General features: G+C 68.5%; 27 protein-coding genes. 20 read left to right on the top strand and 7 right to left on the bottom strand.

The features are described from left to right. Window positions 1-75: 75 nt before the first annotated feature. Genes OHA10_RS07850 through OHA10_RS07840 form a run of 3 tightly spaced genes read left to right on the top strand, consistent with a single transcriptional unit; the run spans window position 76 to window position 2497 of the window. Window positions 76-828 (top strand): MIP/aquaporin family protein, encoded by a 753-nt coding sequence (locus OHA10_RS07850; RefSeq protein ID WP_371405498.1) that lies wholly within the window; start codon window positions 76-78, stop codon window positions 826-828. Further along, complete coding sequence (gene dhaL / locus OHA10_RS07845) at window positions 825-1463, top strand: dihydroxyacetone kinase subunit DhaL (protein WP_371405497.1); 639 nt, start codon at window positions 825-827, stop codon at window positions 1461-1463. The genes OHA10_RS07850 and dhaL overlap by 4 nt, the downstream gene beginning before the upstream one ends. Before the next feature lie 47 nt (window positions 1464-1510). After that, the gene (locus OHA10_RS07840) at window positions 1511-2497 is read left to right on the top strand and encodes a LuxR C-terminal-related transcriptional regulator (RefSeq protein WP_371405496.1); all 987 of its coding nucleotides are present in this window, start codon (window positions 1511-1513) and stop codon (window positions 2495-2497) included. Between the two features lie 6 nt (window positions 2498-2503). Here OHA10_RS07840 and OHA10_RS07835 read toward each other — a convergent pair whose 3' ends face one another. Beyond that, window positions 2504-3748 carry a glycosyltransferase gene (locus OHA10_RS07835; RefSeq protein WP_371405495.1) on the bottom strand — a complete coding sequence of 415 codons (1245 nt, stop codon included), beginning with the start codon at window positions 3746-3748 and terminating at the stop codon, window positions 2504-2506. Window positions 3749-3787: 39 nt separating this feature from the next. Here OHA10_RS07835 and OHA10_RS07830 point away from each other — a divergent pair, with 39 nt between their 5' ends. After that, window positions 3788-4261 carry a MarR family winged helix-turn-helix transcriptional regulator gene (locus tag OHA10_RS07830; protein WP_371405494.1) on the top strand — a complete coding sequence of 158 codons (474 nt, stop codon included), beginning with the start codon at window positions 3788-3790 and terminating at the stop codon, window positions 4259-4261. Continuing rightward, window positions 4254-4742 (top strand): isoprenylcysteine carboxylmethyltransferase family protein, encoded by a 489-nt coding sequence (locus tag OHA10_RS07825; RefSeq protein ID WP_371405493.1) that lies wholly within the window; start codon window positions 4254-4256, stop codon window positions 4740-4742. Before OHA10_RS07830 ends, OHA10_RS07825 begins: the two co-directional genes overlap by 8 nt. On the opposite strand, the gene OHA10_RS07820 is transcribed toward OHA10_RS07825, so the two are convergent. After that, window positions 4699-5241, bottom strand: a complete 543-nt coding sequence (locus OHA10_RS07820; RefSeq protein WP_371405492.1) for a hypothetical protein — start codon at window positions 5239-5241, stop codon at window positions 4699-4701. The genes OHA10_RS07825 and OHA10_RS07820 overlap by 44 nt on opposite strands. A 94-nt stretch (window positions 5242-5335) precedes the next feature. On the opposite strand from OHA10_RS07820, the gene OHA10_RS07815 reads away from it, so the two are divergent. The 4 genes from OHA10_RS07815 to OHA10_RS07800 all read left to right on the top strand — a co-directional run bounded on the left by OHA10_RS07815 (window position 5336) and on the right by OHA10_RS07800 (window position 8881). After that, window positions 5336-6331, top strand: a complete 996-nt coding sequence (locus OHA10_RS07815; protein WP_371405491.1) for an aldo/keto reductase — start codon at window positions 5336-5338, stop codon at window positions 6329-6331. Between the two features lie 71 nt (window positions 6332-6402). Further along, entirely contained in the window at window positions 6403-7014 is a 612-nt protein-coding gene (locus tag OHA10_RS07810) for a TetR family transcriptional regulator (protein WP_371405490.1), read from the top strand. Further along, a complete protein-coding gene (locus OHA10_RS07805; protein ID WP_371405489.1) occupies window positions 7011-8585 on the top strand; it encodes an MDR family MFS transporter in 1575 nt (524 codons plus the stop codon). Before OHA10_RS07810 ends, OHA10_RS07805 begins: the two co-directional genes overlap by 4 nt. Then, complete coding sequence (locus OHA10_RS07800) at window positions 8582-8881, top strand: MTH1187 family thiamine-binding protein (RefSeq protein ID WP_371405488.1); 300 nt, start codon at window positions 8582-8584, stop codon at window positions 8879-8881. Before OHA10_RS07805 ends, OHA10_RS07800 begins: the two co-directional genes overlap by 4 nt. Here OHA10_RS07800 and OHA10_RS07795 read toward each other — a convergent pair. After that, window positions 8870-9610, bottom strand: a complete 741-nt coding sequence (locus tag OHA10_RS07795; protein WP_371405487.1) for an SDR family oxidoreductase — start codon at window positions 9608-9610, stop codon at window positions 8870-8872. The genes OHA10_RS07800 and OHA10_RS07795 overlap by 12 nt on opposite strands. Before the next feature lie 99 nt (window positions 9611-9709). On the opposite strand from OHA10_RS07795, the gene OHA10_RS07790 reads away from it, so the two are divergent. The 5 genes from OHA10_RS07790 to OHA10_RS07770 all read left to right on the top strand — a co-directional run bounded on the left by OHA10_RS07790 (window position 9710) and on the right by OHA10_RS07770 (window position 15550). Next, complete coding sequence (locus OHA10_RS07790) at window positions 9710-10576, top strand: helix-turn-helix transcriptional regulator (protein WP_371405486.1); 867 nt, start codon at window positions 9710-9712, stop codon at window positions 10574-10576. Between the two features lie 42 nt (window positions 10577-10618). Beyond that, a complete protein-coding gene (locus tag OHA10_RS07785; protein ID WP_371405485.1) occupies window positions 10619-11884 on the top strand; it encodes an RICIN domain-containing protein in 1266 nt (421 codons plus the stop codon). A gap of 21 nt (window positions 11885-11905) precedes the next feature. Then, on the top strand, window positions 11906-12979 hold the full coding sequence (locus OHA10_RS07780; RefSeq protein ID WP_371405484.1) for a WD40/YVTN/BNR-like repeat-containing protein: 1074 nt from the start codon (window positions 11906-11908) through the stop codon (window positions 12977-12979). Between the two features lie 83 nt (window positions 12980-13062). Next, window positions 13063-13875, top strand: a complete 813-nt coding sequence (locus OHA10_RS07775; protein ID WP_371405483.1) for an endonuclease/exonuclease/phosphatase family protein — start codon at window positions 13063-13065, stop codon at window positions 13873-13875. Window positions 13876-14122: 247 nt separating this feature from the next. Beyond that, window positions 14123-15550: an NlpC/P60 family protein gene (locus OHA10_RS07770; RefSeq protein ID WP_371405482.1), complete on the top strand. Its 1428-nt coding sequence runs from the start codon at window positions 14123-14125 to the stop codon at window positions 15548-15550. A gap of 11 nt (window positions 15551-15561) precedes the next feature. Here OHA10_RS07770 and OHA10_RS07765 read toward each other — a convergent pair whose 3' ends face one another. From OHA10_RS07765 to OHA10_RS07755, 3 genes are read right to left on the bottom strand one after another with little or no spacing between them, the layout of a single operon-like run. Further along, a complete protein-coding gene (locus tag OHA10_RS07765) occupies window positions 15562-16269 on the bottom strand; it encodes an SDR family oxidoreductase (RefSeq protein WP_371405481.1) in 708 nt (235 codons plus the stop codon). Between the two features lie 46 nt (window positions 16270-16315). Then, window positions 16316-17206 carry a LysR family transcriptional regulator gene (locus OHA10_RS07760; RefSeq protein ID WP_371405480.1) on the bottom strand — a complete coding sequence of 297 codons (891 nt, stop codon included), beginning with the start codon at window positions 17204-17206 and terminating at the stop codon, window positions 16316-16318. Between the two features lie 12 nt (window positions 17207-17218). Beyond that, window positions 17219-18181, bottom strand: a complete 963-nt coding sequence (locus OHA10_RS07755) for a zinc-binding alcohol dehydrogenase family protein (RefSeq protein WP_371405479.1) — start codon at window positions 18179-18181, stop codon at window positions 17219-17221. Window positions 18182-18268: 87 nt separating this feature from the next. On the opposite strand from OHA10_RS07755, the gene OHA10_RS07750 reads away from it, so the two are divergent. Further along, complete coding sequence (locus tag OHA10_RS07750; protein ID WP_371405478.1) at window positions 18269-18700, top strand: MarR family winged helix-turn-helix transcriptional regulator; 432 nt, start codon at window positions 18269-18271, stop codon at window positions 18698-18700. On the opposite strand, the gene OHA10_RS07745 is transcribed toward OHA10_RS07750, so the two are convergent. Further along, a complete protein-coding gene (locus tag OHA10_RS07745) occupies window positions 18697-19185 on the bottom strand; it encodes an inorganic diphosphatase (RefSeq protein WP_371405477.1) in 489 nt (162 codons plus the stop codon). The genes OHA10_RS07750 and OHA10_RS07745 overlap by 4 nt on opposite strands. Before the next feature lie 50 nt (window positions 19186-19235). On the opposite strand from OHA10_RS07745, the gene dacB reads away from it, so the two are divergent. The 5 genes from dacB to ftsH all read left to right on the top strand — a co-directional run bounded on the left by dacB (window position 19236) and on the right by ftsH (window position 25525). Continuing rightward, complete coding sequence (gene dacB / locus OHA10_RS07740) at window positions 19236-20594, top strand: D-alanyl-D-alanine carboxypeptidase/D-alanyl-D-alanine-endopeptidase (protein ID WP_371405476.1); 1359 nt, start codon at window positions 19236-19238, stop codon at window positions 20592-20594. Between the two features lie 40 nt (window positions 20595-20634). After that, window positions 20635-21729: a zinc-dependent metalloprotease gene (locus OHA10_RS07735; RefSeq protein WP_371405475.1), complete on the top strand. Its 1095-nt coding sequence runs from the start codon at window positions 20635-20637 to the stop codon at window positions 21727-21729. A 7-nt stretch (window positions 21730-21736) separates the two neighbouring features. Further along, window positions 21737-22753: a tRNA lysidine(34) synthetase TilS gene (tilS, locus tag OHA10_RS07730; protein ID WP_371405474.1), complete on the top strand. Its 1017-nt coding sequence runs from the start codon at window positions 21737-21739 to the stop codon at window positions 22751-22753. A gap of 5 nt (window positions 22754-22758) precedes the next feature. Next, a complete protein-coding gene (gene hpt, locus OHA10_RS07725) occupies window positions 22759-23310 on the top strand; it encodes a hypoxanthine phosphoribosyltransferase (protein ID WP_130443709.1) in 552 nt (183 codons plus the stop codon). Window positions 23311-23485: 175 nt separating this feature from the next. Next, window positions 23486-25525: an ATP-dependent zinc metalloprotease FtsH gene (gene ftsH / locus OHA10_RS07720; RefSeq protein WP_371405473.1), complete on the top strand. Its 2040-nt coding sequence runs from the start codon at window positions 23486-23488 to the stop codon at window positions 25523-25525. The last annotated feature ends 2 nt before the right edge of the window (window positions 25526-25527 follow it).

Here is a 25527-nt window from a genome sequence, read left to right as displayed (position 1 = left end):
TCCGAACTGCATTCGACAATGTCGAATGAGCCTCGAAACCCGTGCCGCTCTCAGGCTCATCCCGGAAGGACCTCGATGGACGACAACAACCTGCCGCAGCGGCTCGCCGCCGAGCTGATCGGTACCGCGATCCTCGTCTTCGTCGGTGTCGGCGCGGTGCCGACGACGCTGATCGTGAACGGGTCGGCGCCCTTCACGATGGCCGACCTCGGGATGATCTCGCTGGCGTTCGCCGCCGCCGTCGTTGCCACCGTGTACGCACTCGGTCCGATCTCTGGCAACCACATCAACCCCGCCGTGACGGTCAGCCTCGCGGTGACCCGCAAGTTCCCGTGGTCCCAGGTGCCCGCGTACCTGGCCGCACAGCTCGTCGGGGCGATCGTCGGAGCGGCCGCGATTCTCGGCGTACTCGGATCGAAGGCGAGCGATCTCGGGCTCGGCGTCGCGGCCTACGCGCCGGGTGTCGGTGCGGCACAGGCGTTCACGGGAGAGTTCGTCGGGACCTTCATCCTGGTGTTGGCGGTCTTCGGCGCGACTCACCGCAAAGCGGCGCCGGGATTCGCCGGACTCGCGATCGGTCTGGTCGTCTTCGGCGTCATCATCCCGATCGCTCCGGCCACCGGAGCCTCGATCAATCCGGCCCGCACGGTCGGCCCGATGCTGGTCCAGCAACTCGCCGGCGGTCACGTCCAGTTCAGCCAGCTGCCCGTCTATGTGCTGGCCGAGCTCAGCGCCGGCGTGCTTGCCGGGCTGACCTTTCTTGCTCTCTCCCGAACCGCCGCCGACCGCCCGGCGACCGAGGCCAGTCGGCCGGTCGTGAAGGTATGACTGTGGCCGACGTCATCACTGCGCCGATGCTGGCCGGCTGGGTCCGTGAGTTCGGCCTGCTGGTCAGCCTGCACAAGGATCGGCTCAACGCCCTCGACGCTGCCATCGGCGACGCCGACCACGGCACCAACCTGGATCGCGGATTCCGCGCGGTGACAGCGGAGCTCGACACCGTTCCGCAGACAGACCCCGGCGCGCTGCTCGCCCACGTCGGCAGAACCGTTGTCAGCAAGGTCGGCGGAGCCGCCGGCCCGCTCTTCGGCACCTTCTTCGTCTGTCTCGGTGACGCCGTCGGCGACAACCCCGGTATGAACAGCGAGCGGTTCGCGCTCGGGCTGCGAGCCGGCCTGGCCGGTGTCGTGGCCAGAGGGCGAGCTGAGGCCGGCGACAAGACTGTGTACGACGCGTTGGCGCCTGCCATCGACGCAATCGAAGCCGCAGCCGCGCGACTCGAGCTGCCCGACGTACTGCGAGCGGGGTTGCGCGCTGCCGAGACCGGGCGGGACGCCACGATCGGCATGCTGGCCAGAAAGGGCCGGGCCAGCTACCTGGGTGAACGCAGCGTCGGTCACCAGGATCCCGGCGCCACCTCGGCCGCCCTTCTTTTCACCGCCGCGATCCGCGCCCTCGCCTGAGCCGGCTGGGGGATAATGGCGGTTCCGGCTGGCTGGAGGGGGAAGACATGCCGATCGGAAAATCTGCACTGTCGTCGACCGGCTCACTCCGGATCGACGCGGAGACCGCGATCATCCTGCGCGAGGCGTTCCACAAGATCGAGGCGATGAATCGCACCGACCATCACGGGTTGTACGACTACGTCCGGGCGGTGGCGTGCAAGCTGGCCCGTGTCGACACGTTCTACATCGGCTTCCTGCAAGGCTCGAACCGGGTGCGCTATCCGTACGGGTACGACGGCGGGAAGTTCGACGATCCGGCGACGCATACGTACGGGCCGAACGGTCAGACGGCCTGGTTGCTCAAGCATCGCCAGACCTATCGGTTCGCGTACGACAACGGCGAGGTGCTGAATGCGGGGGTGCCGTGCGGCGACGTCAGCAAGCAGTCGGCCGACGCCGTCACCGTCCCGCTGTTCCGCCAGACGGGTCAGCTGTTCGGCATGGTGTCGATGCAGAGCTATGCGCCGCACAGCTACGACGACAACGTGGTGCGGGCGTTCGAGTGGCTCGCCGAGACGGTCGCCCGGGTGCTGGCCCGTGAGGACGAGGACCGCAAGGCGCTGCGCCTGCTCCCCGCCGGCGAGGACACCCCGAACGTGCTCACCTCCGACCACGTGATGGAGTTCTTGTCCAACCGCATCTCCTCACTGCGCACGATTGCGGGCGATGCGCTGGACGCCGGAGTGATGGCGGACGCGGTCAGGGATCGCTTGGCGGAGTTGATCCGGACGGCCGAGCGGACGCAGTCCGAACTGATCGAGATGATGCTGGATGTCGACGAAGGTCCGGAGGAGCGTTTCGCCAGTCTCACCCGGGCGCAGCAGGGCGTCGCGCTGCTGCTGGTCGAGGGCTACGACAACGACCAGCTCGCGACCGAACTCGGTATCAGCCTCAACACGGTGAAGTCGCACCTCAGCACGATCCTCCGCAAGTACGAGTTGGACAGTCGCGCGCAGGTCGCTGACGACGTACGGCGGTATCTCGCCCGCTGAGGCCCGTCAGAGCTGCTCGGCGATGGCTTCGGCGGCGTCGGCCGGGCCGTTGACGGCGGCGTACTGCTTCTGGATCCGTTCGGCGGCCTCGTGGTGGGTGGGGTTGTCGACCATCTGGGCGGCGAGGTCGGTGAGCTTGCCGGGGCGGACGCGGCGGGCGGCGCCGAGGCGTTCGACCAGGGCGACGTTGAGGTCCTGCTCGATGTGCAAGGGGATGCCGAGGAGCGGCGTACCGCTGGCCATGGCGGTCTGGACGCTGCCCTGGCCGCCGGTGGTGACGGCGAGGTCGACCTGCGGCATGACGAGATGGCTGGGAAGAACGCCTTCGATCAGGATGCGGTCGGTGGCCAGGTCGCCGAGGTCGTGGATGGTGCCGGCGACCAGGATCCGTACGTCGAGGCGGCTCAGCTCGGCGATCGCCGTACGAACCTGCGCGGGCGGCGTCGACGTCATCGCGAGGTAGACGATCGGGCCTGGGCGGTCGAGGAACGACTGCACGTCGGCCGGCATCGGGAGATTCAGCTGGGCGAACAGCGGCCCGACCGCGCGGAGTCGTGCGCCGGCTCGATAGCCCTTGTCAGGAGTCCACGTAGCGAGGTCGGCGGCCGAGATGCCCAGCACTTCCGGCACCTCGGGAACCAGCGAGAGATCCCCGAGCAGAAGCGCTGCCAGGCTGGGGATCTGCTCGACGCCGAGCTCGGACGCGACCCGGTTGAAGCCACCGCAGTACGCCGTGATCCGGTTCGGCGACCTGTTGATCAGGAACCGGGCCAGCCAGTCCGGCGCGTGCTTCAGCCGCGGATCCACCGGCCGGGTCGGGGCCGGGAGCAGGCGACGCTCGAAGACCGGCGGCACGAAGCTCCCGGCATGTTCGGTGACCACGCGTACGCCGGTCAGCCGCGACGACAGCAACGTGGTCAGCGTGAATCCGGTGACGGCGACGGTGATCCCATGAGCGCGGAAGTACTCCGCCTCGGCCGCGACGTACGTCCGGATCTCGGCGTCGTCGTACATGCTCTGCCGGGGATCGCCGAGCCCGACGGCCGAACCGACGAAGGCCGCCGCGCGGGCCGTGGACAGCCCAGGACCGAGTACGTCGTACTCGATGCCGGCCTCGGCCAGGAGGCGCTCGTGGGGACCGCCGTGGGTGGCGACCCGCACGGGGAGGCCGAGCGCGGTGAGCGCCCGGTGCAGCTCGAGCATCCGGGACGTCTCGGACAGGTAGGCGCAGTGTGGCAGCAAGCAGATCACGGGTTGCCCCCTTCGATGATGATAGGTAATATATTGCCTATGTCCTCCAGGAGCAAGAAGCTGTTCGGGATCGGAGCGGGTTCGGAGCTGGCGCCGTCGGTGCGGGCGTTCCGGACGACGCTGATGCTGGCGCAGAAGCTGCGCTACGAGATGGACGAGCGGCTGCGGGCGGACGGGTTGACCACGCAGCAGGCCGCGCTGATCACAGCCGTGAAGGCGCTGGGGAAGCCGTCGCTCGCGGAGGCCGCGGCCGCCCTGGGCAGCACACATCAGAACGTGGCGCAGATCGTCGCCGCCCTGCAGCGCAAGGAGTTGCTGGCGGTCGAGCCGGATCCTGCCGACAAGCGCCGCAAGTTGCTGTCAGCAACTAATCACAGCGCGGCCTACTGGCGGCAGCGGGACGCCGGGGACATCGCGGCGATCGACGACTGGTTCGGCGATCTGAGTCCGGCCGAGCTCGAGACGTTCTGTGCCTTGGCCGAGCGCGTGATCGAGAGGGTCGGTCGTGACTAGGGCTGTGCTCGGCAGCACGGTGTTCTTCTTCGCGGCGCCGTGCATGGTCGGTGGCGTGATCCCGTGGTGGCTGAGCGGGTGGGCGGCGCCGCGGTTCTGGCCGGGGTTCGTCGTGGTGGCGGTCGGCGCGTTCGTCGTACTGCGGGCGTTCGTGCGGTTCGTCCGGGAAGGCCGGGGGACGCCGGCGCCGGTCTTGCCGACGGAGGCGTTGGTGGTCGGCGGCGACTATCGCTTCGTCCGCAACCCGATGTACGTCGGCGTGGTGACCGCGATCTTCGGCCAGGCTCTCGTCTTCCTGGACTGGCGGGTGTTCGCGTACGGGGTGATCGCGTGGGCCGTGATGGCCGCGTTCGTGAAGGGCTACGAGGAGCCGGTGTTGCGGGAGCAGTACGGCCGGCGGTACGAGGAGTACCGCCAGGCCGTGCCTGCCTGGGTGCCTAGGTTCGCACCGCTCGGCCGTGGGCGTCGCGGAACAGGCTGACCGGGATCGGGCCCCGATGCAGGACATGCGGGATGTCGGCCCAGGGGAGCAGGGGCTCCGTGGCGTTGAGATTGCGAAGCCGGTCGAGAGCCTTGGCCGATGGCGTGGAGAGCGTGGCCGCGGTCTCGGCGCTGTACGGGATGTAGTCCTCGGCGGGTTGTGGACGGAACAGCGGGTCGTGCCGTTTGAGCAGGATGCAGGTCCGGCCCGGGTCGAGCAGGTCGGCGTCGATGGTCCAGTAGGGGAGCGAGCCGGGGCCGGTGCGTCCGGACTCGCGGAGAGCGTCGAAGATCGGCTCCGGGTGGACCGGCGACAGGAAGACGACATCGGTCCACGTGCAGTCGAGCAGCGGGATCGGGCGGCTCATCGACTGCGGGCGATCGGCGTACTTCTTGGCGTGGCGTTCGTACAGGTCGGGATAGCGGTCGCGGAGTTGGTTCAGCGGAAGGATGTCGTCGCCGCGGATCGTGCCCGCGAGCTTGTAGAGAAGTGTCGGCATACAGAAAAGCCTCCGAACACAGGAAGTCTGCGTCAGAGGCCTACCTATATTTTATCGGATGAAAGGGTCCACCGTTCCGGATACGTTGAGCGGCATGGACAAGCGCTTTCTCGGTCGGACCGGCCTCGAGGTGACCGAGCTGTGTCTCGGCACGATGACCTTCGGCAGTGAGACCGACGAACCCACCGCCCACCGGATCCTGGACGAGTACGTCGCCGCGGGCGGCACGATGATCGACACCGCCGACACGTACTCGGCCGGCTCCTCCGAGCAGATCATAGGCAGCTGGCTGAAGAAGCAGAACCGCGACGACCTGGTGATCGCCACCAAGGTGTACGGCGAGGCCGGTCCCGGACTGCCCGTTCGCGGCGCCGGGCGCAAGCACATCCTGGCTGGGGTCGAGGACAGTCTCCGGAGACTGCAGACCGACTTCATCGACCTGTACCAGATCCACGTCTTCGACGACGCGACTCCGCTCGAGGAGACGCTGAGCACCCTCGACACGCTGGTGACGAGCGGCAAGGTCCGCTTCATCGGCGCGAGCAACCTGACCGGATGGCAGTTGCAGAAGGCGATCGACCTGTCCCGCCGGCACGGCTGGGAGCCGTACGTCTGCCTACAGCCGCTCTACAACCTCCTCGACCGCGACGCCGAGCTCGACCTGATCCCGGTCTGCCTCGCCGATGGCGCGGGCGTGATCGCGTGGAGTCCCCTGGCCGGCGGCTGGCTGTCGGGGAAGTACAGCAAGGATGCCGGCGGTCCCCCCGAGGGCAGCCGCAGCAACCAGGCGGACTGGGACGCCCACGACAACGACCGGACCTGGCGCGTCCTCGACGCGGTGCGGGCAGTGGCTGACGAAGTACGCCGTACTCCGGCCCAGGTCGCCCTGCGGTGGGTCGTGCAGCGACCGGGGCTGACCGCGCCGATCATCGGTGCTCGTACTCCGGAGCAACTGGCCGACAACCTCGGTGCAACGGGCTGGAGCCTGACCGACGAGCAGCTGGACCGGCTGACCGAGGCCGCCGACCGGCCGCTGCCGTACCCGCACAACATCCTGCGGCTACCCCAGTTCGTCCGCCGCCAGGGGTGATAACTGCAGCTGTGCAAAGTTGCAGCATTAATAGTTTGCACTGACTGCAAGTTTTTCCTACCCTCGATGTCATGGGGGCCGAGGGTGGGTTGCGCGAGCGCAAGAAGCTACAGACGCGCGCGGCGCTGGCCGATGCCGCGCTACGGCTGGCGTTGGAGAAGGGGCCGGACCACGTCACGGTCGAGGAGATCGCCGAGGCGGCAGACGTCTCGGTGCGGACCTTCTTCAACTACTTCCCGCACAAGGAGCACGCGATCCTCGGGCGCAATCCCGAGCACCTCGAGCGGGCGTTGGACCGGATGCGGACCGCGCCCGCCGAGGAGTCGCCGCTGACCACGATGTGGTACGTCGTCCGGGACGTGCTGCACGACCTGGAGAGCGACGGCGAGCTGTCCCGCCGGGGTGAGCTGATCATGAGTTCCCCGACCCTGCTCTACCAGCTGATGATGTCGAGCTTCGACGACGAGCGGCAACTCACCGCCGCCCTCACGGAACGGATGGGCGAACCGGCCGGCTCCATCCGCCCGGCGCTGATCGTCAGCGCGACCGGCGCCGCCTGCCGGATGGCGATGGAGCTGCACAAGGCCGCGCCCGATCGCCCGGTTCTCGAGCTCGTCCGCGAAGGCTTCCAACTACTTGCCCAAGGCATCGATTCTGCCTTCGACCAGAAAGGTCATTCATGACGACGACGTCTTCATCCACGCCCGAGCCGGCGGCGGATGAGGTCACCGCCACCGTTGCACTCACCCCGCGGCAGACCGTGCAGGCGATGTCCGGTCTGATGATGGGGCTGTTCGTGGCCATCCTGGCCGGCACCATCGTGTCGACCGCGTTGCCGCGGATCATTCACGACCTGGGCGCGAGCCAATCCTCCTACACCTGGGTCGTCACGCTCGAGCTGCTGACGATGACGGCGACGGTGCCGTTGTGGGGCAAGCTCGCCGACCTCTACAACAACAAGCTGCTCGTCCAGTTGTCGCTGGGCTTCTTCGTGGTCGGTTCGCTGGTCGCCGGCTTCGCCCCGAACATCGAAGTACTGCTCGGCAGCCGGATCCTGCAGGGGCTGGGCGGCGGCGGTCTGACCGCGCTCGTGCAGATCGTGATGGCGGCGATCATCCCGCCGCGTGAGCTCGGCCGTTACTCCGGCATCTTCGGCGCGATCTTCGCCTCGGCGACCGTCGGCGGACCCTTGCTCGGCGGCTTCCTGGTCGACTCGCCGCTCGGCTGGCGGGCCTGCTTCCTCGTCGGCGTGCCGTTCGTGCTCGCGGCGATCATCCTGCTGCAGCGAACGCTGAAGCTGCCGACCGTGCGACGAGAAGTGAAGATCGACTGGTGGGGCGCGGTCCTGATCATGGGCGGCGTGAGCACGTTGCTGGTCTGGTCGTCGTTCGCCGGCAACAAGTTCGACTGGGTCTCCGGCTGGAGCTTCGGGCTGGTCGGGGCAGCCTTGGTCGTGCTGGTGGCCGCGGTGCTGGTCGAGCGCCGGCACCCCGAGCCGATCATCCCGATGGACCTGTTCCGCAACCGCACGGTGACGCTGTCGATCATCGCCAGCGCGCTGGTCGGTGTGTCGATGTTCGGTGGCTCGGTGTTCCTGGCGCAGTACTTCCAGATCGCGCAGGGCTACTCGCCGACCAAGGCCGGTCTGATGAGCCTGCCGTTGATCATCGGCATGATGGTCGCGTCGACGATCGCCGGCGGGCTGATCACGAAGTACGGCCGGTGGAAGATCTACCTGGTCGTGGGCAGTGTGCTGCTGCCGATCGGGCTGGCGCTGTTCGGCACGATCGACGCGAACACGTCGAAGTACATGCTGTGGGCGTTCATGCTCGTGCTCGGTGTCGGGATCGGCCTGGTCATGCAGAACCTGGTGCTCGCCGCGCAGAACGACGTACCTGCACGTGAGCTGGGCGCCGCCACCTCGGCGGTGAGCTTCTTCCGCAGCATGGGCGGCACGATCGGCGTCAGCGTGCTCGGCGCGATCCTGGCCAACAAGGTCACCGAGACGCTGAACCCGGGCGGCTCGTCGTCCGGCGGCGGTACGGCCGTACCGAACATCAAGGACCTGCCGGAGCAGGTGCGGACCGTGGTGGAGAACGCGTACGGCGACGCGACCGCGGAGCTGTTCATGATGTCGGTCCCGTTCGCGGTCCTCGCGCTGATCGCGGTCCTGTTCATCAAGGAGAAGGCGCTGCTCACCACCTCGGGAGCCGAGCGCCGCGCCCAGGAGGAGCCTGACATCCTGGATGCATGATCGTCGCATTCAGCATCAGCCCGTCGGCCGGTGACGAGACCGGAGGTGTGAGTGAGGCGGTGGCCGAGGCCGTCCGCGTCGTCCGCGCCTCCGGTCTTCCCAACGAGACCAACGCGATGTTCACGAACATCGAGGGTGAGTGGGACGAGGTGATGGCCGTCGTGAAACAGGCCGTCGACGCGGTCGCCGCCGCCTCGCCCCGGGTGAGTCTGGTCCTCAAGGCCGATATCCGGCCCGGGTACACCGGCCAGCTCACCGCCAAGGTCGAGCGCATCGAGCAGGCGTTAGTGGACTGAGTTCAGGACGCCGATCACGTCGTCGTAGCGGTTCTCGCGTTCGGCGTGGCGGAGGAAGCGGACCCGGTCCACGAGGACCTCTTCGGCGTCGGGCCGGTCCTGGAGGATGCGCGTGGTCTCGTCGAGGTACTCGTCGAGAGGCATCGCGCGCTCGTCGTTCTCCTGGTTCATCAGCGTGGTCTGCACCGCCGGCGGGACGAGCTCGATCACCTGGATGCCGGTGTCCGCGAGCTGGATCCGCAGGCTCTGGGTGTAGCTGTGGATCGCGGCCTTCGTGGCGCTGTACGTCGGGGTGATCGTCAGCGGCACCGACGCGAGCCCGGACGAAACGGTCAGGATCACCGGATCGGTCTGCTTCAGCAGGTACGGCGTGAAGGTGGCGACCGCGCGGATCGTGCCGAGCAGGTTGATGTCGATGGTCTGCTCCGCGGTCGGCAGGTGACCGGGGTCGCGGAGGTCCTCGATCTGCATGATGCCGGCCATCGTCACGAGCACGTTGACGTCGTGGGCGCCGGTGACCTTCTCGAACGCGGCCGTGATCGAGGCCGGGTCGGCGACGTCGAGGTAGATACCCTCGATCCCGTCCTCGGCCGCGATGGTGTCGAGCAGGTCCTGACGGCGGCCGCTGATGATCACGGTGTTGCCGAGGTCGCGGAACCGGCGGGCGAGCTCGAGGCCGATACCCGACGTACCGCCGGTCATGAAGATCGTGTTCCCTGTGGTTTTCATGTCTCCAGCCTGCGGTCGGATGCCGGCAGCAACCAGGCCGCGCTCAGCCACTGCTCCGCAAGCAGTGGATAACGCCTGTGCGCCGTGGACACTGGATGTATGGAGTACGCCGAACTGTCCGACTTCCTGCGCAAACGCCGGGAGGCCCTGCAACCCGAAGACGTCGGCATGCCGCGCGGGCGCAGGCGCCGTACCCCTGGTCTGCGCCGCGAGGAGGTCGCCGCGCTGGCGTCGATGTCGGCCGACTACTACAGCCGGCTCGAGGGCGGGCGCGGCCCGCAGCCATCGGTCGAGATGCTCGGCGCGATCGCCCGGGCGCTCCGGCTGACGCTCGAGGAGCGCGACCATCTGTTCCTGCTGGCCGGCCACGGTACGCCGCCGCGTACGACGCGTGCCTGCCACGTCGACCCCGGCATGCTGCGGATCCTCGACCGGCTGCACGACACCCCCGCGATGCTGATCAACCGTTGCGGCGAGGTGCTCGCGCAGACGCCGGCGCACGTCGCGTTCGCCGGTGAGCTGACCAACTTCCAGGGCATGGAACGCAGCGAGGTCTACCGCTGGTTCGTGCATCCCGAGACGCGGGCGCTCTACGCGGAGCCCGAGCTGACCACCCACAGCAAGCTGCTGGTCTCGATGCTGCGCACGGTCGCCACCATCGACGGCCCGAAGTCGTACGCCGCCTCGCTGGTGAAGGCGCTGCAGAAGCTGAGCCCGGAGTTCGTCGAGATCTGGGACGCGCACGAGGTCGTCGTCGCGCACAGTCAGACCAAGCGGTTCCAGCATCCGGCGGTCGGCGACCTCGAGCTGTACTGCGAGCTGATCGACAACCGGGACGGGCAGCAGACCCTGATCGTGTTCACCGCCGAACCGGGCAGTGAGAGCGCCGAGAAGCTGCAGTTGCTCGGCGTTCTGGGCAGTCAGGCGATGAACTCTGGACAGGGCTTTGATCGGGAGTTAATTTAAGCCCTGAAATTTCATAAAGTTCTGACGGAAAGGTCCGCCCCCATGCTTTCCGATCGATTTCGCCTGCCCGCCTTCCTGCTCGCCCTGGTGCTGCTGATCAGCGGGCTCACCTCGACCGCAGTCGCCAAGGTCGAGGCGACCTTCAACGTGCTCGCGTTCTACAGCGGCACCTACGACGCCGCGCACATCGACTTCGAGAAGGAAGCCAACCAGCGCTTCCCGCAGTTCGGTGCGCAGAACGGGTTCTCGTACACCTCGACCAACAACTGGGACCAGCTCGACAACCTGAGCGCATCGCAGTACCAGGTCGTCATGTTCCTCGACGACTCGCCGCACACCGACGCGCAACGCAACGGGTTCAAGCACTACATGGACAACGGCGGTGCGTTCTTCGGCTTCCACGTGTCGGCGTACAACGACGCGAGCGGCGGCTGGCCGTGGTTCAACAACACACTGCTCGGCACCGGCCGGTTCGCCTCGAACACCTGGGGACCGACCGCGGTCACGCTGAAGGCCGAGAACCGTTCGCACCCCGCGCTGGTGAACACCGGTGCGACGTTCCGCTCGTCGGTGAGCGAGTGGTACAGCTGGCAGAACGACCTGCGGAACAACCCCGACATCCAGATCCTCGCGTCGATCGACCCGTCCAGCTTCCCGGTCGGCACCGATCCCAACCAGACCTGGTACTCCGGCTACTACCCGATCATCTGGACCAACAAGAACTACAAGATGATCTACGCCAACTTCGGCCACAACGCGATGAACTACGACACCAACACCCGGCTGTCGTCGACGTTCGACAGCCCGGCGCAGAATCAGTTCATGATGGACGCGCTGAAGTGGCTCGGTGGCGGCGGTACGACGCCGCCGGTCGACCAGCCGTCGCCGACCGCGTGGTACCAGATCGCCAACAAGGCCAACGGGAAATGCGTCGACGCCCGCGCGGCCGGGGTCGCCAACGGCACCGTGATCCAGCAGTACAGCTGCAACGGCACGCAGGCACAGCAGTTCCAGTTCCAGCCGACGTCGGGCGGCTTCACGCGGGTCAACAACCGCAATGACGCCACGAAGGTGATCGACGTGACCGGAGTGTCCGCCGCCGACAACGCCGGCCTGCAGCTGTGGACCTACAGCAACGGAACCAACCAGCAATGGCAGGCCGTCTCCGAAGGCAGCGGCTACTTCCATTTCGTCAGCCGCTTCAGCAACAAATGCCTGACGGTTCCGGGCGGCTCGACGGCCGACAGCACCCAACTCGTCCAACTCACCTGCAACGGAAGCACCGCGCAGTCCTTCAAGCTGACATGACCTGCGGTTAGATTGCGGCGCATGAGAATCCTGCGTGTGGCCGCTCTCGCGGCAGGAGGTCTGTTGTTGATGTCGTCCCAGGTCATCCCCGCCCAGGCGCATGGCGGGCCGTCGTACCGCTGGGAGCTGACGCCGACCGGAAGTACGGCGCAGTTCCGCGGGCTTGCGGCGGTCAGCAAGGACGTCGCCTGGGTGGGTGGGACCGGGGGGACGGTACTGCGTACCGTCGACGGCGGCAGGCACTGGCAGAACGTCAGTCCGGCCGGCGCGTCGGCGCTGCAGTTCCGCGACGTGGAGGCGTTCGACGCGAAGCGCGCTGTCGCGTTGTCGATCGGGACCGGCGAGGACTCCCGGGTCTACCGCACCGCCGACGGCGGCAAGTCCTGGACCGAGACGTTCCGGAACACCGACCCGAACGCGTTCTACGACTGCTTCGCGTTCAACGACGACAAGCACGGGCTGGCGATGAGCGACCCGGTGGACGGGAAGTTCCGGATCGCGGCGACCGCGGACGGCGGCAAGTCGTGGAAGGTGCAGTCGAACGCCGGGATGCCGGCCGCGCTGCCCGGTGAGTTCGCGTTCGCGGCGAGCGGGACCTGCCTGGTCGCCGGGCCCGGCCGGACCGCGTGGTTCGCGACCGGTGGCGGCGATCGGCCACGGGTGTTCCGGACGATCGACGGCGGCCGGCACTGGCGGGTCTCGGACTCGCCGATGGCCAGTGGTATGGCGGCCGGCATCTTCAGCCTCGCGTTCCGGAACCCGCTGTTCGGTGTCGCGGTCGGCGGTGACTTCGAGAAGCCGGACGAGGCGGTGAAGGCGGCCTCGATCACGTACGACGGTGGCCGCACCTGGAAGCTCGTGCCCGCGGACAAGGCGCCCAAGGGGTACCGCAGCGGGTCGCACTTCGTGCCGTGGTCGCCGTCGACCGTCGTCGCGGTCGGCCCGTCCGGAAGCGACGTCAGCTTCGACGGCGGACGCAGCTGGAAGCAGTTCTACGACGGCAGCTTCGACAGCGTCGAATGCGCCGGCCACGGCTCACACGCCGGCTGCTGGGCCTCGGGTGCGAAGGGCGCGGTCGGCCGCCTGGTGCACTGAGAGCCTCAGGCGCCCACCGCCGTTCAGACCGGCGACACTCATTCGTTGTGCGAGTGTCGCCGGTTTTCCGGAAGGATGGGCGCATGCGTAAATTGCTGACGGTCCTGGTGGGGTTCCTGGTTGCGGTGCCGACCGTCGCCGCGGCGAATCCCGACGCCGGGCGGCCGGAGCGGCCGTTGACGGTGATGACGTACAACATCCATCACGGCGCGGGGATCGACGGTGTCCTCGATCTCGAGCGGATCGCCGTACTGATCGAGCAGTCCGGGGCCGACGTGATCGGCCTCCAGGAGGTCGACCGGCACTGGGACGTGCGGAGCAACTGGGTGGACCAGCCGGCCTGGTTCGCCGAGCGGCTCAAGATGCACTACGCGTACGCCGCCAACCTCGACCTCCCGCCCGTCAACCCGGGCGAGCCGCGGCGCCAGTACGGCACCGCGATCCTGTCGAAGTACCCGATCAAGAACTTCGAGAACACGCTGCTGCCGCTGTACCCGACCGGCGAGCAGCGCGGTCTCGCGGTGGCGAAGATCAAGGTCCGTGGGGCCGACCTACGGTTCGCGAACACGCACCTGACCAGCAACAGCAACGCCGAGCGGCTGGAGCAGGCGCAGAAGGTCGTCGAGCTGCTCGGCAAGTCGAAGACCCCGACGCTGCTGGTGGGCGACCTGAACGCGACGCCGGAGGCGCCGGAGATCAAGACCCTGACCGCCGTGTACGACGACACCTGGACCGAGGTCGGCGTCGGCCCCGGCTATACGATCGAGGCGGGCAACCCGACCAAGCGGATCGACTTCCAGCTGCACAGCGCGGGCCTGCGCGCGGTCAAGGCCGCCGTGCCGGTCACGCCGGCTTCGGACCACCTCCCGGTGGTCGCCTCGTTCGCCCTCCGCTGAACACCTGACACGTCACAGAACGCCCTCCGGCTCCGGCCGGAGGGCGTTTTTGCGCGCCGACCTGGGCCTTCGCGGAATTACAAGCTTGTAGTTTGTCAAGTCGACACACGGGTGAAACAAAGTTACTTGTGTGAAAGCTGTTCCCATTGGGGCTGTAGGCAACTAGTGTCACGTATGTGGTCCAGGAGGACCAAAAGTTCACGAACCCTGGGGAAGGGGTTCGTGACCGGCGGAAGGAACGATCCCGATGCGGACGCCCCTCAGGGCCACGTCCGGCGGGCGGGTCGGGAGCACTGGGAAGACCGGTAGGGCACTGCTCTCCGGGGTGCTCGCGATCTGTCTGGCCGGCACGATGGTCATCCAGCCCCTTGCGGCCGAGGCTGCCAAGCCGAAGCCGCCGGTGATCCCGTCCAAGGCCGCGGTCGAACGGGCCAAGCAGGCCGCCGCCTCCAAGGCTGGTCAGGTCGCAGCCATCGAGCGCCGGCTGGCCGCGGCGAACGCGCGGCTCGAGCAGCTCGGCATCCAGTCCGGCATCGCCGACGAGGCGTACAACGGCGCCGTCTACCGACTGCAGCAGGCCAAGGCAGAGGCAGCTGCCGCCGCGGCCCGGGCAACGGAGGCGGAGAAGACGCTCGCCACCCAGCGGGCGCAGATCGGTCGCTTCGCCGCCGCGTCGTACCAGGGTGGTGGCGACGTGGCGAAGATCGCGCCGCTGTTCACCGCGAACGGTCCGCAGGATCTGCTCGACTCTGCAGGCGCGGCGCGCTCGGTGTCCGCCGCGATGCAGGGTTCGTACCTGCGGTTCTCCGCGACGCAGGTGATGACCAACCTGTTCAAGGTGCAGGCCGACCAGGCGGTCGTGAAGGTGAAGAAGGCGACCGACGAAGCGGCCGCCGCGAAGAAGGCTGCCGAGGACGCGGAGGCCGCCCAGTCCGCGGCCGTGACCGCGATCGGGGTGCAGCGCACCCAGTCGATCGCGCAGCTCGCCGTACTGCAGAACATCTCGGTGAAGGTAGCCGCCCAGCGGCAGGCGGGGCTCGAGGAGCTTGCGCGACAGCGAGCCGCCGCCCTCGCCGCGAAGAAGGCCGCCGAGCTGAAGCGCCGGATCGCCGCCCGGGAGGCCGCGGAGCGCCGGGCGGAGGCCGCCGAGCGGGCCCGCGAAGCAGCTGAGCAGGCCCGCGAGGAGAAGGAAGAGCAGAAGCAGAACCACGGCAAGAAGCCGCCGAAGCACCACAAGCCGAAGCCGGGCAACGACGGCAACGACGGCAATGGCGGCAATGGCGGCAACGGCGGCGGGCACAGCTCGGGTGGTAGTGCCCGGGACGCGATCAACTTCGCGTTGAGGCAGCTCGGCGACATGTACCTGTGGGGTGCGACCGGACCGTCGCGCTGGGACTGCTCCGGGCTGACCCAGGGCGCCTGGGAGCGGGCCGGTGTCCAGCTCCCGCACTACAGCGTCGCGCAGTACGAGCAGATCCAGCACATCGACGAGGACGAGCTGCGGCCGGGCGACCTGATCTTCTGGGCCACCAACCCGAGCGACCCGGGGACCATCCACCACGTCGCCATGTACCTCGGCAACGGGCAGATGATCCACGCGCCGCGGACCGGGAAGCCGGTGCAGATCGACAGCGTGTACTACTGGATCCCACCGAACTTCTTCGGCCGTCCCTGACCTGTTACCTCCTAGACCAGCCGGTGTCCGCCGTCGGCGTGAAGAACGGTGCCGGTGATGAAACCATTGCGCAGCAGGGCGATGATGGCGGCCGCGATGTCCTGGGTCCGGCCGATACGGCCGACCGGGAGGCGGTCCGCCATCGCGGCCAGGGTCGCGGGCGCGGCGTCGCCAGCGACGTCCTGCCAGATCGGGGTGTCGACCCAGCCGGGCGACACCACGTTGACCCGGAGCGGTGCGAGCTCGACCGCGAGCGCCGCGGCGAGTGACGCCAGTGCGCCGTTGAGTGCCGCGAGCAACGATGCGCGCGGTCCGGGACGGTACGCCGCGATGCCCGAGGTGAAGACGATCGAGCCGCCGGGTTCGAGTACCGATGCGCCGTGCTTGGCCAGCAGCAGCGGCCCGAGCAGCTTGGAGTCGACCGCGGAACGGGCCGCGTCCACGTCGTACTCGCTGATCGGCTGGTAGGCGCCGCCGACGTCCGCGGCGGTCGTGACGATGTGGTTCACCTTGCCGGTGGTGGCGAGGAGCCGCTCGATGTCCTGCTCGATGCCGAGGTCCATGGCAACGGTGTGGACCCCGAGTTCCCGGCGTACCGCGTCGAGCTTCTCGGGTGACCGGCCGGCGATCGTGACCTCGCTGCCTTGGGCAACGAGCTCGGTGGCCAGCGCGCGGCCCACGCCGGAGCTGCCGCCGACGATCACTACGTGTTCCTGCACTGAATCTCCTTCGGTGGTTGACGTTTCGAGCCAACCACCGGACGAGTCAGTCGACCACGACTTCTTGACTAACGACCGTTAGGCCGGGGCTAACGAGCATTGCCTGGAGCACTGGGTTGCGCGAATCGGTGCGCCAGACGGCGGCGTACCGGGCGATCAGCGGGCGGCCGGCGATCGGTCGCCAGACGATGTCCGCGGTTGCGGCGCGGGGAGAGCCGAGGCTGATCGCGGACCGGCGGACGAGCAGCGCGGAGCGCAGTTGCGAGTGGCTCATGCTGATCTCACTGATCCGTACGCCGGGGCCGAGCCGGCCGAGCGCATCGTCGTAGAACTCCGGCGCCGCGACCCGCGGGATCCAGATCAGCTCGAGGCCGGCCAGGTCGTCGAGAGTCAGCTCGAGCCGCGCGGCGAGCGGGTGGGTCGCGGTCAGCAGTACTCCGAGCTCCTCGGCGGCGAGCTGTTCGGAAGTGATTGCTGGGGGCAACGTCAACGGCGTGCGGACCAGGCCGAGGTCGATCTCGCCGGCGGTGAGCATCCGGAGCTGGTCGGTGGTGGTGCCGGCTTCGAGGGTGACGGTGCTGTTCGGGAAGCGTTCGGTGGCGAGCTGCTCGAGGGCGGCGGGGAGCCGGCCGGGGATGCCGTTCAGCAGGCCGAGCCGCAGGACCGGCTCGTCCAGGCCGGCGGCCCGGCGCGTGTCCTTCAGCGCCAGGCCGGCCGCCTGGATGGTTTCGCGGGCGCGGGCCAGGAACACCCGGCCGGCCGGGGTCAGCTCGACGCCGCGGCTGTGCCGGATCAGCAGCGTCGTACCGACCTCGCGTTCCAGCTGTTTGATCTGCTGGCTCAGGGTCGGGGTGGAGATGTAGAGGCGCTCCGCCGCCTTACCGAAATGGAGCTCCTCGGCAACGCTGACGAAGTACCGCATCTGCCGAAGCTCCACCCTGCCATGGTTTCACGGGACGGCGATCAGCCGGCCGAGGTTTTCGCGGGCGTCGAGGGTTTCGTGGATCCGGGCCACGTCGGTGAGCGGATGTGTGGCGTGGACGACCGGGCGGAGGTCACCGGACTGCCAGCGGCGGACGACCTCGGCGATGTCGGCCCGGGCCTCGTCGGGGCGGGCCTGCTGCCAGCCGTACAGGGAGACACCGGTGAGGATCCGGAGCTGGAGGCCGAGCGCCGGGACGGTTGGCACCTCGGTGGTGATGGCGCCGTACGAGACCATCCTGCCGAGCGGCTTCACGAGCTCGAGGCCCTGGTCGAAGACGCTGCCGCCGACCGCGTCGAGGACGGTGTCGAGGCCGTCCGGGGCGAGGGCGCGGACCTTGGCCGGCCAGTCGGGGTCGCCGAGGTCGACGGGTTCGGCGCCGAGGTCGCGGATGAAGTCGAGTTTCTTCGCGGAGGACGCCGTACCGATGATCTTGCTGGGGTCGTAGAAGCGGGCGAGCTGGGTGGCGAGGTGGCCGATCGTGCCGGCGGCGGACTGGATCAGCACCGTGCCGCCGGCCGGGATGTGACCTGCTTCGAGGACGCGGAGGGCGAGCGGGGCGGTCAGCGACATCATCGAGGCTTCGCCCGCGTCGGCGTCGTCGGGAATCGTGGCGAGGAACGTGGCGTCGGCAACGGCGTAGTCGGCGAAGGCGTCGACGGTGAGCGCGGAGACGCGTTGGCCGACGGCCACGCCGGGCGGGGTGTCCGGGCCGAGCTCAACGATCCGGCCGACGACATCGCCGGTGAGGGTGCCGGGGAGAGGGCGGTCCCAGGGCGAGCCGCCGCGGCGGAGTACGGCGTCGATCGCGTTCGCGCCGATCGCCTCGGCCTGGATCAGGACCTGGCCGGCGCCGGGCTCGGGTACGTCGATCTCGTCGAGCTGAAGGACTTCGGGGCCGCCGTGGCGGTGGAAGCGCACTGCGCGCATTGTGGGCTCTCCATATCGTGGGAGATATAAATAATAGGAGGTTCCCACGATAACGCGATGTGTGGACGGTGCCAATAGAGTTGGAGGGTGAAGAAGGGGCCGACGCATCGACTGGCCGACCGGGTGCTGTGGACGCTGGGGCGGTCGAACCAGCAGGCCCAGCGGCTGGTCCGCCAGCACATGACGGAGGCCGGCGTCCGCACGCAGCACTACCACGTGCTCGCGAGCCTCGCCGACGACGGCGAGGCCGCTCAGGCGACCCTTGCCAACCGCATCGGCTTCGACCGCAGTGATCTGGTGACGCTCCTCGACGAGCTCGAGGAGCTGGAGTTGCTGGTCCGGCGGGTCGACCCGGCCGACCGGCGCCGCAAGATCGTGGCGATCACTCCCGCCGGCGAGAAGCAGCTGGACGCGATGGACCAACTCATCTACGCCGCCGAGGCGGACCTGCTGGAGCCCTTGACGGCGGCGGAGCGCAAGACCCTGCTCGCGCTGCTCCGCCGCCTCTCAGGTGATTAGTGCCCTTCGGTCTTGAGGCGCTCGAAGGAGGCGGTGATCTCGGCCTCGGCGTCGGAGCGGCCGACCCAGGTGGCGCCCTCGACGGACTTGCCGGGCTCGAGGTCCTTGTAGACCTCGAAGAAGTGCTGGATCTCGAGCCGGTCGAACTCCGGCACGTGGTGGATGTCGCGCAGGTGCTCCTGGCGCGGGTCCCCGGCCGGGACGCAGAGCACCTTGTCGTCCGGGCCCTTCTCGTCGGTCATCCGGAACATGCCGATCGCCCGGGCCTTGATCAGGCAACCGGGGAAGGTCGGCTCGGTCAGCAGCACGAGCGCGTCCAGCGGGTCGCCGTCCTGACCGAGGGTGTCTTCGATGAACCCGTAGTCGGACGGATACTGGGTGGCCGTGAACAGCGTCCGGTCCAGTCGGAGCCGACCGGTCTTGTGGTCCAGCTCGTACTTGTTGCGGGTGCCCTTGGGGATCTCGATGAAGACGTCGAACTCCATACGGCAGATACTGTCACGGTTCCGACCGACCGAATGACAGGAGCAGCCCGGTGGCACGACCTGCCCGTGCGGCATTCGTCACGCTGCTCACCACGGCCCTGTGCGCCAGCATGGGCGCCGGCCTGGTGAGCACAGCAGGCGCCGTACCCGGATCAGTGCAGACCACCCAGCAGGCGCCGCCCGTTCTGGCGCCGGCGACCACCGAAGGCGTCGCGCCGACGGCGGCCGGTGTCGGCAAGGCGCTCGCCGCCGTTCTCAAGGACCCGTCACTCGGCACGCACCACGGGGTCTACGTGTACGACGCCTCGCGCGGCAAGCCGGTGTTCTCGGTCGGCACGGCCACGCCGTACACCCCCGCCTCGACGCTGAAGCTCCTGACCACGGTGTCGGCGCTGGCGACGCTCGGGCCGGATCACACGTTCGCCACCAAGGTCGTGAGCGCGGGCAAGGGCTCGATCGTTCTGGTCGGTGGCGGCGACCCGCTGCTCGCGGTGAGGCAGGCTCCTGACTACCCGGCGCGGGCCACCCTCCAGACGCTCGCGGCGAGTACTGCGAAGGCGTTGAAGGCGCAGGGCACCACTCGGGTCACCCTCGGGTACGACGCCTCGCTGTTCACCGGTCCGGCGGCCAACGCGAACTGGGAAGCCAACTACATCCCGGAAGGGATCGCCGCGCCGACGACCGCACTGTGGGTGAACGAGGGGCGCCTGTCGCCAGGTATGGCGAAGCGGGCGACCTTACCGGCCCAGGCTGCGGCCACATCGTTCGCGAAGCTGCTGGGCACTTACGGGATCACGGTGGCGCCGACCGTCAAGGCGGCGACGGCTCAGGCCAAGGGGGCGCCGCTGGCGCTGGTGAAGTCGCCGACGCTCGGGCAGATCGTCGAGTACATCAACCAGCACAGCGACAACGACGGGGCCGAGGTGCTGCTGCGGCAGGTCGGCATCGCGACCGGCAACGGCGGTTCGTACGTCGGTGGCGTGAAGGGTGTGCGTGCGACGCTCACCAAGCTCGGTCTGGACGTCAGCAAGGCCCGCATCTACGACGGCAGCGGTCTGACCCGGGCGAACAAGGTCCCGCTCGACCTGCTGGCCGGCGCGGTCCGGGTGGCGATCTCCAAGGACCACCCGGAGCTGCGGCACCTCCTGACCGGTCTCCCGATCGCGGGCTTCAACGGCAGCCTGAGGGAGCGGTTCACCACCCCTGGCACCGCCACAGGGACCGGACTGGTCCATGCGAAGACGGGGACGCTGACCGGTGTCCACAGCCTGGCTGGGTACGCCCGGGACCGCTCCGGCACGCTGCTGGTGTTCGCGGTCGCCAGCGACAGCGTCCCGGTCCCGAAGACCCTGGACGCCCGCGCAGCACTCGACCGGACCACCGCTGCATTGGCCAACTGCGGCTGCTGATTCAGCAGCACATGTTGGGACATAGCACTAGGGTCGTTGTATGAGTACGGCTGAAGGCGAGACCACGACCGAGATGGTCGACTGGCAGCTGGCGAACGGTGTGGCGCGGAAGTTGCTGCGCCCCGGGCCGGCGGTCAGCCGCGCGGAAGCGGAGCAGGTGGTCGCCGACCTGCGTCGGTTCGCGGCCGAGTCCGAGGGGCACGTGCGCGAGTTCACCGGGCTGCAGGCCACGTCGGCCACGGCGCCGGTGGTGATCGTGGACCGGCCCGGTTGGGTGCAGGCCAACGCGGACGGCTTCCGGACCGTACTGCAGCCGCTGGCGGACAAGCTGCGCGAGAAGGCGGACCGGACGGCCGGTCTGTCCTCGGCGGTCGGCTCGCGGGTGACCGGGATCGAGGCCGGTGCGCTCCTGGCGTTCCTGTCGTCGCGGGTGCTCGGCCAGTTCGACCCGTTCTACCCGGCACAGCCGGACCCTGACCGGCCGCACCTGACCGGTCGGTTGCTGCTCGTGGCGCCCAACGTCATGCACGTGGAGACCGAGCTCGACGTCGTACCGCGGGACTTCCGGCTGTGGGTGTGTCTGCATGAGGAGACCCACCGGGTGCAGTTCACCGCCGTGCCGTGGCTGCGGGACCACCTGCGGTCGGAGATCGCCCTGTTCCTCGACCAGGCCGAGCTGGACGCATCGGCGTACGCCGCGATGTTCCGGGAGGCCGTGCAGCGGCTGGGGCGGTCGGTGCGTGGTGAGGCCGACCTGAGCCTGGTGGACCTGATGCAGTCGCCGGAGCAGCGTGCCGTGCTCGACCGGCTGACCGCCGTCATGTCGTTGCTGGAGGGCCACGCGGACTTCGTGATGGACGGGGTCGGTCCGTCGGTCATTCCGACCGTCGAGAACATCCGGTCCAAGTTCACGTCCCGCCGGCAGAGCGGCAACCCGGTCGACCAGCTGCTGAAGCGGCTGCTCGGGCTGGACGCGAAGCTGCGGCAGTACAAGGACGGTGCCGCGTTCGTACGCCGCGTGGTCGACCAGGTCGGTATGGAGGGTTTCAACCGGGTCTGGACCGGACCGAACACGCTGCCGACCAAGACCGAGATCGCGAACCCCGATGCCTGGGTCACCCGACTCCACGGCTGACTCGGCCGTGGAGCAATTGGTCGAGAGCAGACGAGGAAAGCTCCATCCGGCCATCGCTCGCGCCCGGGAGGCAGTGCGGGCGACGCTCGCCGAGCTGCCGCAGGGGACCACTGTGCTGGTCGCCTGCTCCGGCGGCACGGATTCCCTCGCTCTTGCGGCCGCGACGGCCTTCGAGGCGCCCAAGCTCGGTCTGCGCGCCGGAGCGATCATCGTCGACCACGGTCTGCAGCCGGACTCCGCGCACGTTGCGGCGACCGCTGCCGAACAGTGCAAGACGCTCGGGCTCGACCCGGTCCAGGTGCGTGCGGTGGAGGTCGGCAGCGACGGCGGTCCGGAGGCCGCGGCCCGCGCTGCGCGGTACGACGCTCTGCGGGACGCGGCGGACGAGCTGGCGGCGGACGTCGTACTGCTGGCTCACACTCGTGACGATCAAGCCGAGACCGTCCTGCTCGGGCTGGGGCGCGGGTCAGGCGCTCGGTCGCTGGCTGGGATGGCTCCGGCGGTCGGCCTGCTCAGGAGGCCGTTTCTAGAGGTGCCGCGCGCTACTACGGCCGCGGCGTGCATCGCATCGGGGCTTCGGCCGTGGCACGACCCGCACAACGACGATCCGCAGTACACGCGGGTTCGCGTGCGACATGAGGTGCTGCCGGTGCTGGAGGAGGCGCTAGGGCCTGGTGTGGTCGAGGCGCTGGCCCGTACGGCGGGACTGCTCCGGGCAGACGCCGATGCGCTCGACCTGCTCGCTGCGGACGCGGCCGAGTCCGCACTGAGCCGTGCCGAGGGCGAGGTACGCGCGGAAGTCGGCGTACTGACTGACCAGCCGACGGCGATCCGCACGCGGGTACTGCGGCAGGCCGCGCTGGAAGCCGGTTGCCGGGCCACTGACCTGACCGCCGGACACGTCGCCGCTGTCGACGCGCTGGTGACCGACTGGCGCGGTCAGCGGTGGATCGACCTGCCACAGGGCGTCCGCGCGATCCGCAAGGGCGGATTCATCATCCTCGGGCCGGATGTGACAGGCTGACGGCTGTGGATGCGGCGGACATCGAGAAGGACCTGACCAAGATCCATTACACCGAGGACCAGATCCTCGCGAAGCTGCGGGAGCTGGCAGCGCGGATCGAGGCCGATTACGAGGGCAAGGACCTGTTGCTGGTCGGTGTCCTGCGCGGCGCGGTGATGGTGATGGCCGACCTGGCCAGGTCGTTCAGCCGGCACGTGGAGATGGACTGGATGGCCATCTCGTCGTACGGCTCGGGCACCAAGTCGTCGGGTGTGGTGCGGATCCAGAAGGACCTGGACACCGACATCACCAACCGGCACGTGCTGATCGTCGAGGACATCATCGACACCGGGCTCACGCTGAGCTGGCTGGTCAGCAACCTGGAGTCACGCAAACCCGCCTCGCTCGAGCTGTGCACGGCGTTCGTGAAGCCGGACGCGGCGAAGATGCGGGTCCCGGTGAAGTACGTCGGCCTGGAACTGCCGGACGAGTTCGTCGTCGGCTACGGTCTGGACTACGCCGAGAAGTACCGGAACCTGCGCTGTGTGGCCACGCTGGCCCCGCACGTCTACTCCTGACCCGCTCCTACAAGGCAGACTTGGTGACGGCCTGTACAACAGGTCGTACTGTCCTTTGGTGACCCTCGTGCTGTGTTGTCTTGTGCGACACGAGACACTTGGACTGGTATCACCGTCACAAGCCCGCCATACCCGGGCCTGCCGAGCTAGGAGGGACGGGGCCTAGGCCTCGATCATGGACGTGAAGCGCATCTTCCGCGGACCCCTGTTCTGGATCGTCGTCGCCTTCCTGGGCGTACTGGTGATCGGGCAGCTCCTGACCGGCTCGACCGGGTACAAGACCGAGGCCACCGGCCAGGTCGTGCAGCTGATCCAGCAGGCCAAGTCGTCGAGCGACAAGACGATCAAGTCGGTGACGCTGATCGATCCGGACCAGGAGATCCGGGTCGAGAAGACCGACGGCACCAAGCTCCGGGCGCACTGGGTCGACGGCCAGGCCGAGACTCTCGGCACCGACCTGCAGTCCCTGTTCCAGGACGGCAAGATCGAGCGGTACGACGTCGAGAACCCGAAGCCGAGCTTCATCGGCCAGGTGTTCTCCACGCTGATCCCGTTCCTGCTGATCGCGGTGGTCTTCATCTTCTTGATGAACTCGATGCAGGGCGGCGGCTCGCGGGTGATGAGCTTCGCCAAGTCGAAGGCCAAGCTGATCACCAAGGACACCCCGAAGACCACGTTCGCCGACGTCGCGGGCTGTGACGAGGCGGTCGAGGAGCTCGGTGAGATCAAGGAGTTCCTGCAGGAGCCCGGCAAGTTCCAGGCGGTCGGCGCGAAGATCCCGAAGGGCGTGCTGCTCTACGGCCAGCCCGGTACGGGTAAGACGCTGCTGGCCCGCGCGGTCGCCGGCGAGGCGGGCGTGCCGTTCTACTCGATCTCCGGTTCGGACTTCGTCGAGATGTTCGTCGGTGTCGGCGCCTCCCGCGTCCGCGACCTGTTCGAGCAGGCCAAGACGAACGCCCCGGCGATCGTGTTCATCGACGAGATCGACGCCGTCGGCCGGCACCGTGGTGCGGGCCTCGGCGGCGGTCACGACGAGCGCGAGCAGACGCTGAACCAGTTGCTGGTCGAGATGGACGGCTTCGACGTCCGCGGCGGTGTGATCCTGATCGCGGCCACCAACCGGCCCGACGTGCTCGACCCGGCGCTGCTGCGCCCGGGCCGGTTCGACCGGCAGATCGCCGTCGACGCGCCGGACCTGCCAGGCCGCACGCAGATCCTCAAGGTCCACTCCCGTGGCAAGCCGATGGCGCCGGACGTCGACCTGACCGCGGTCGCCCGCCGTACTCCGGGTATGACCGGCGCCGACCTGGCCAACGTGCTGAACGAGGCGGCCCTGCTGACCGCCCGGTCGAACGCGCAGGTCATCGACAACCGCGCGCTGGACGAGGCCATCGACCGCGTGATCGCCGGCCCGCAGCGCCGGACCCGCCTGATGTCGGACAAGGAGAAGGTGCTCACCGCGTACCACGAAGGTGGACACGCGCTGGTCGCCGCGGCCCTGCCGCACTCCGACCCGGTCCAGAAGGTGACGATCCTGCCGCGCGGCCGCGCGCTGGGCTACACGATGGTGATGCCGGACGAGGACAAGTACTCGACCACCCGGTCGGAGATGCTCGACAAGCTGGCCTACATGCTCGGTGGCCGAGCAGCGGAGGAGATGGTCTTCCACGACCCCACCACCGGCGCGAGCAACGACATCGAGAAGGCGTCGGCGCTGGCCCGGGCCATGGTCACGCAGTACGGCATGACCGAGCGGCTGGGCGCGATCAAGTTCGGCCAGGACAGCAGCGAGCCGTTCCTGGGCCGCGACTTCGGCAGCCAGCGGAACTACTCCGAGGAGATCGCGGCCGCGGTCGACGAGGAGGTCGGCAAGCTGATCCTGAACGCGCACCAGGAGGCCTTCGACATCCTGGTCGAGAACCGCGCGGTCCTGGACCACCTGGTCGAGGAGCTGCTCGAGAAGGAGACGCTGGACAAGCACCAGATCGCCCGGATCTTCGAGCCGGTGATCATGCGGGAGCGGCGGCCGGCCTGGACCGGCTCGTCCACCCGGGTGCCGTCGGACCAGCCGCCGGTGATGCCGACCAACAGCAACGGTCGCGCCGAGCAGAACGGCTCGCTGCACGACGTGCTGCCGGGCGGCTCGGTCGGTCCGGACGAGGCCATCCGGCCGACGGACTACGGCAGCGGGCCGACCCCGCCGAACAAGCAGTAACA

It is taken from the genome of Kribbella sp. NBC_00662, assembly GCF_041430295.1.
Classification (GTDB): Bacteria; Actinomycetota; Actinomycetes; order Propionibacteriales; family Kribbellaceae; genus Kribbella.
This window is presented reverse-complemented; position numbering and strand designations above follow the sequence as displayed.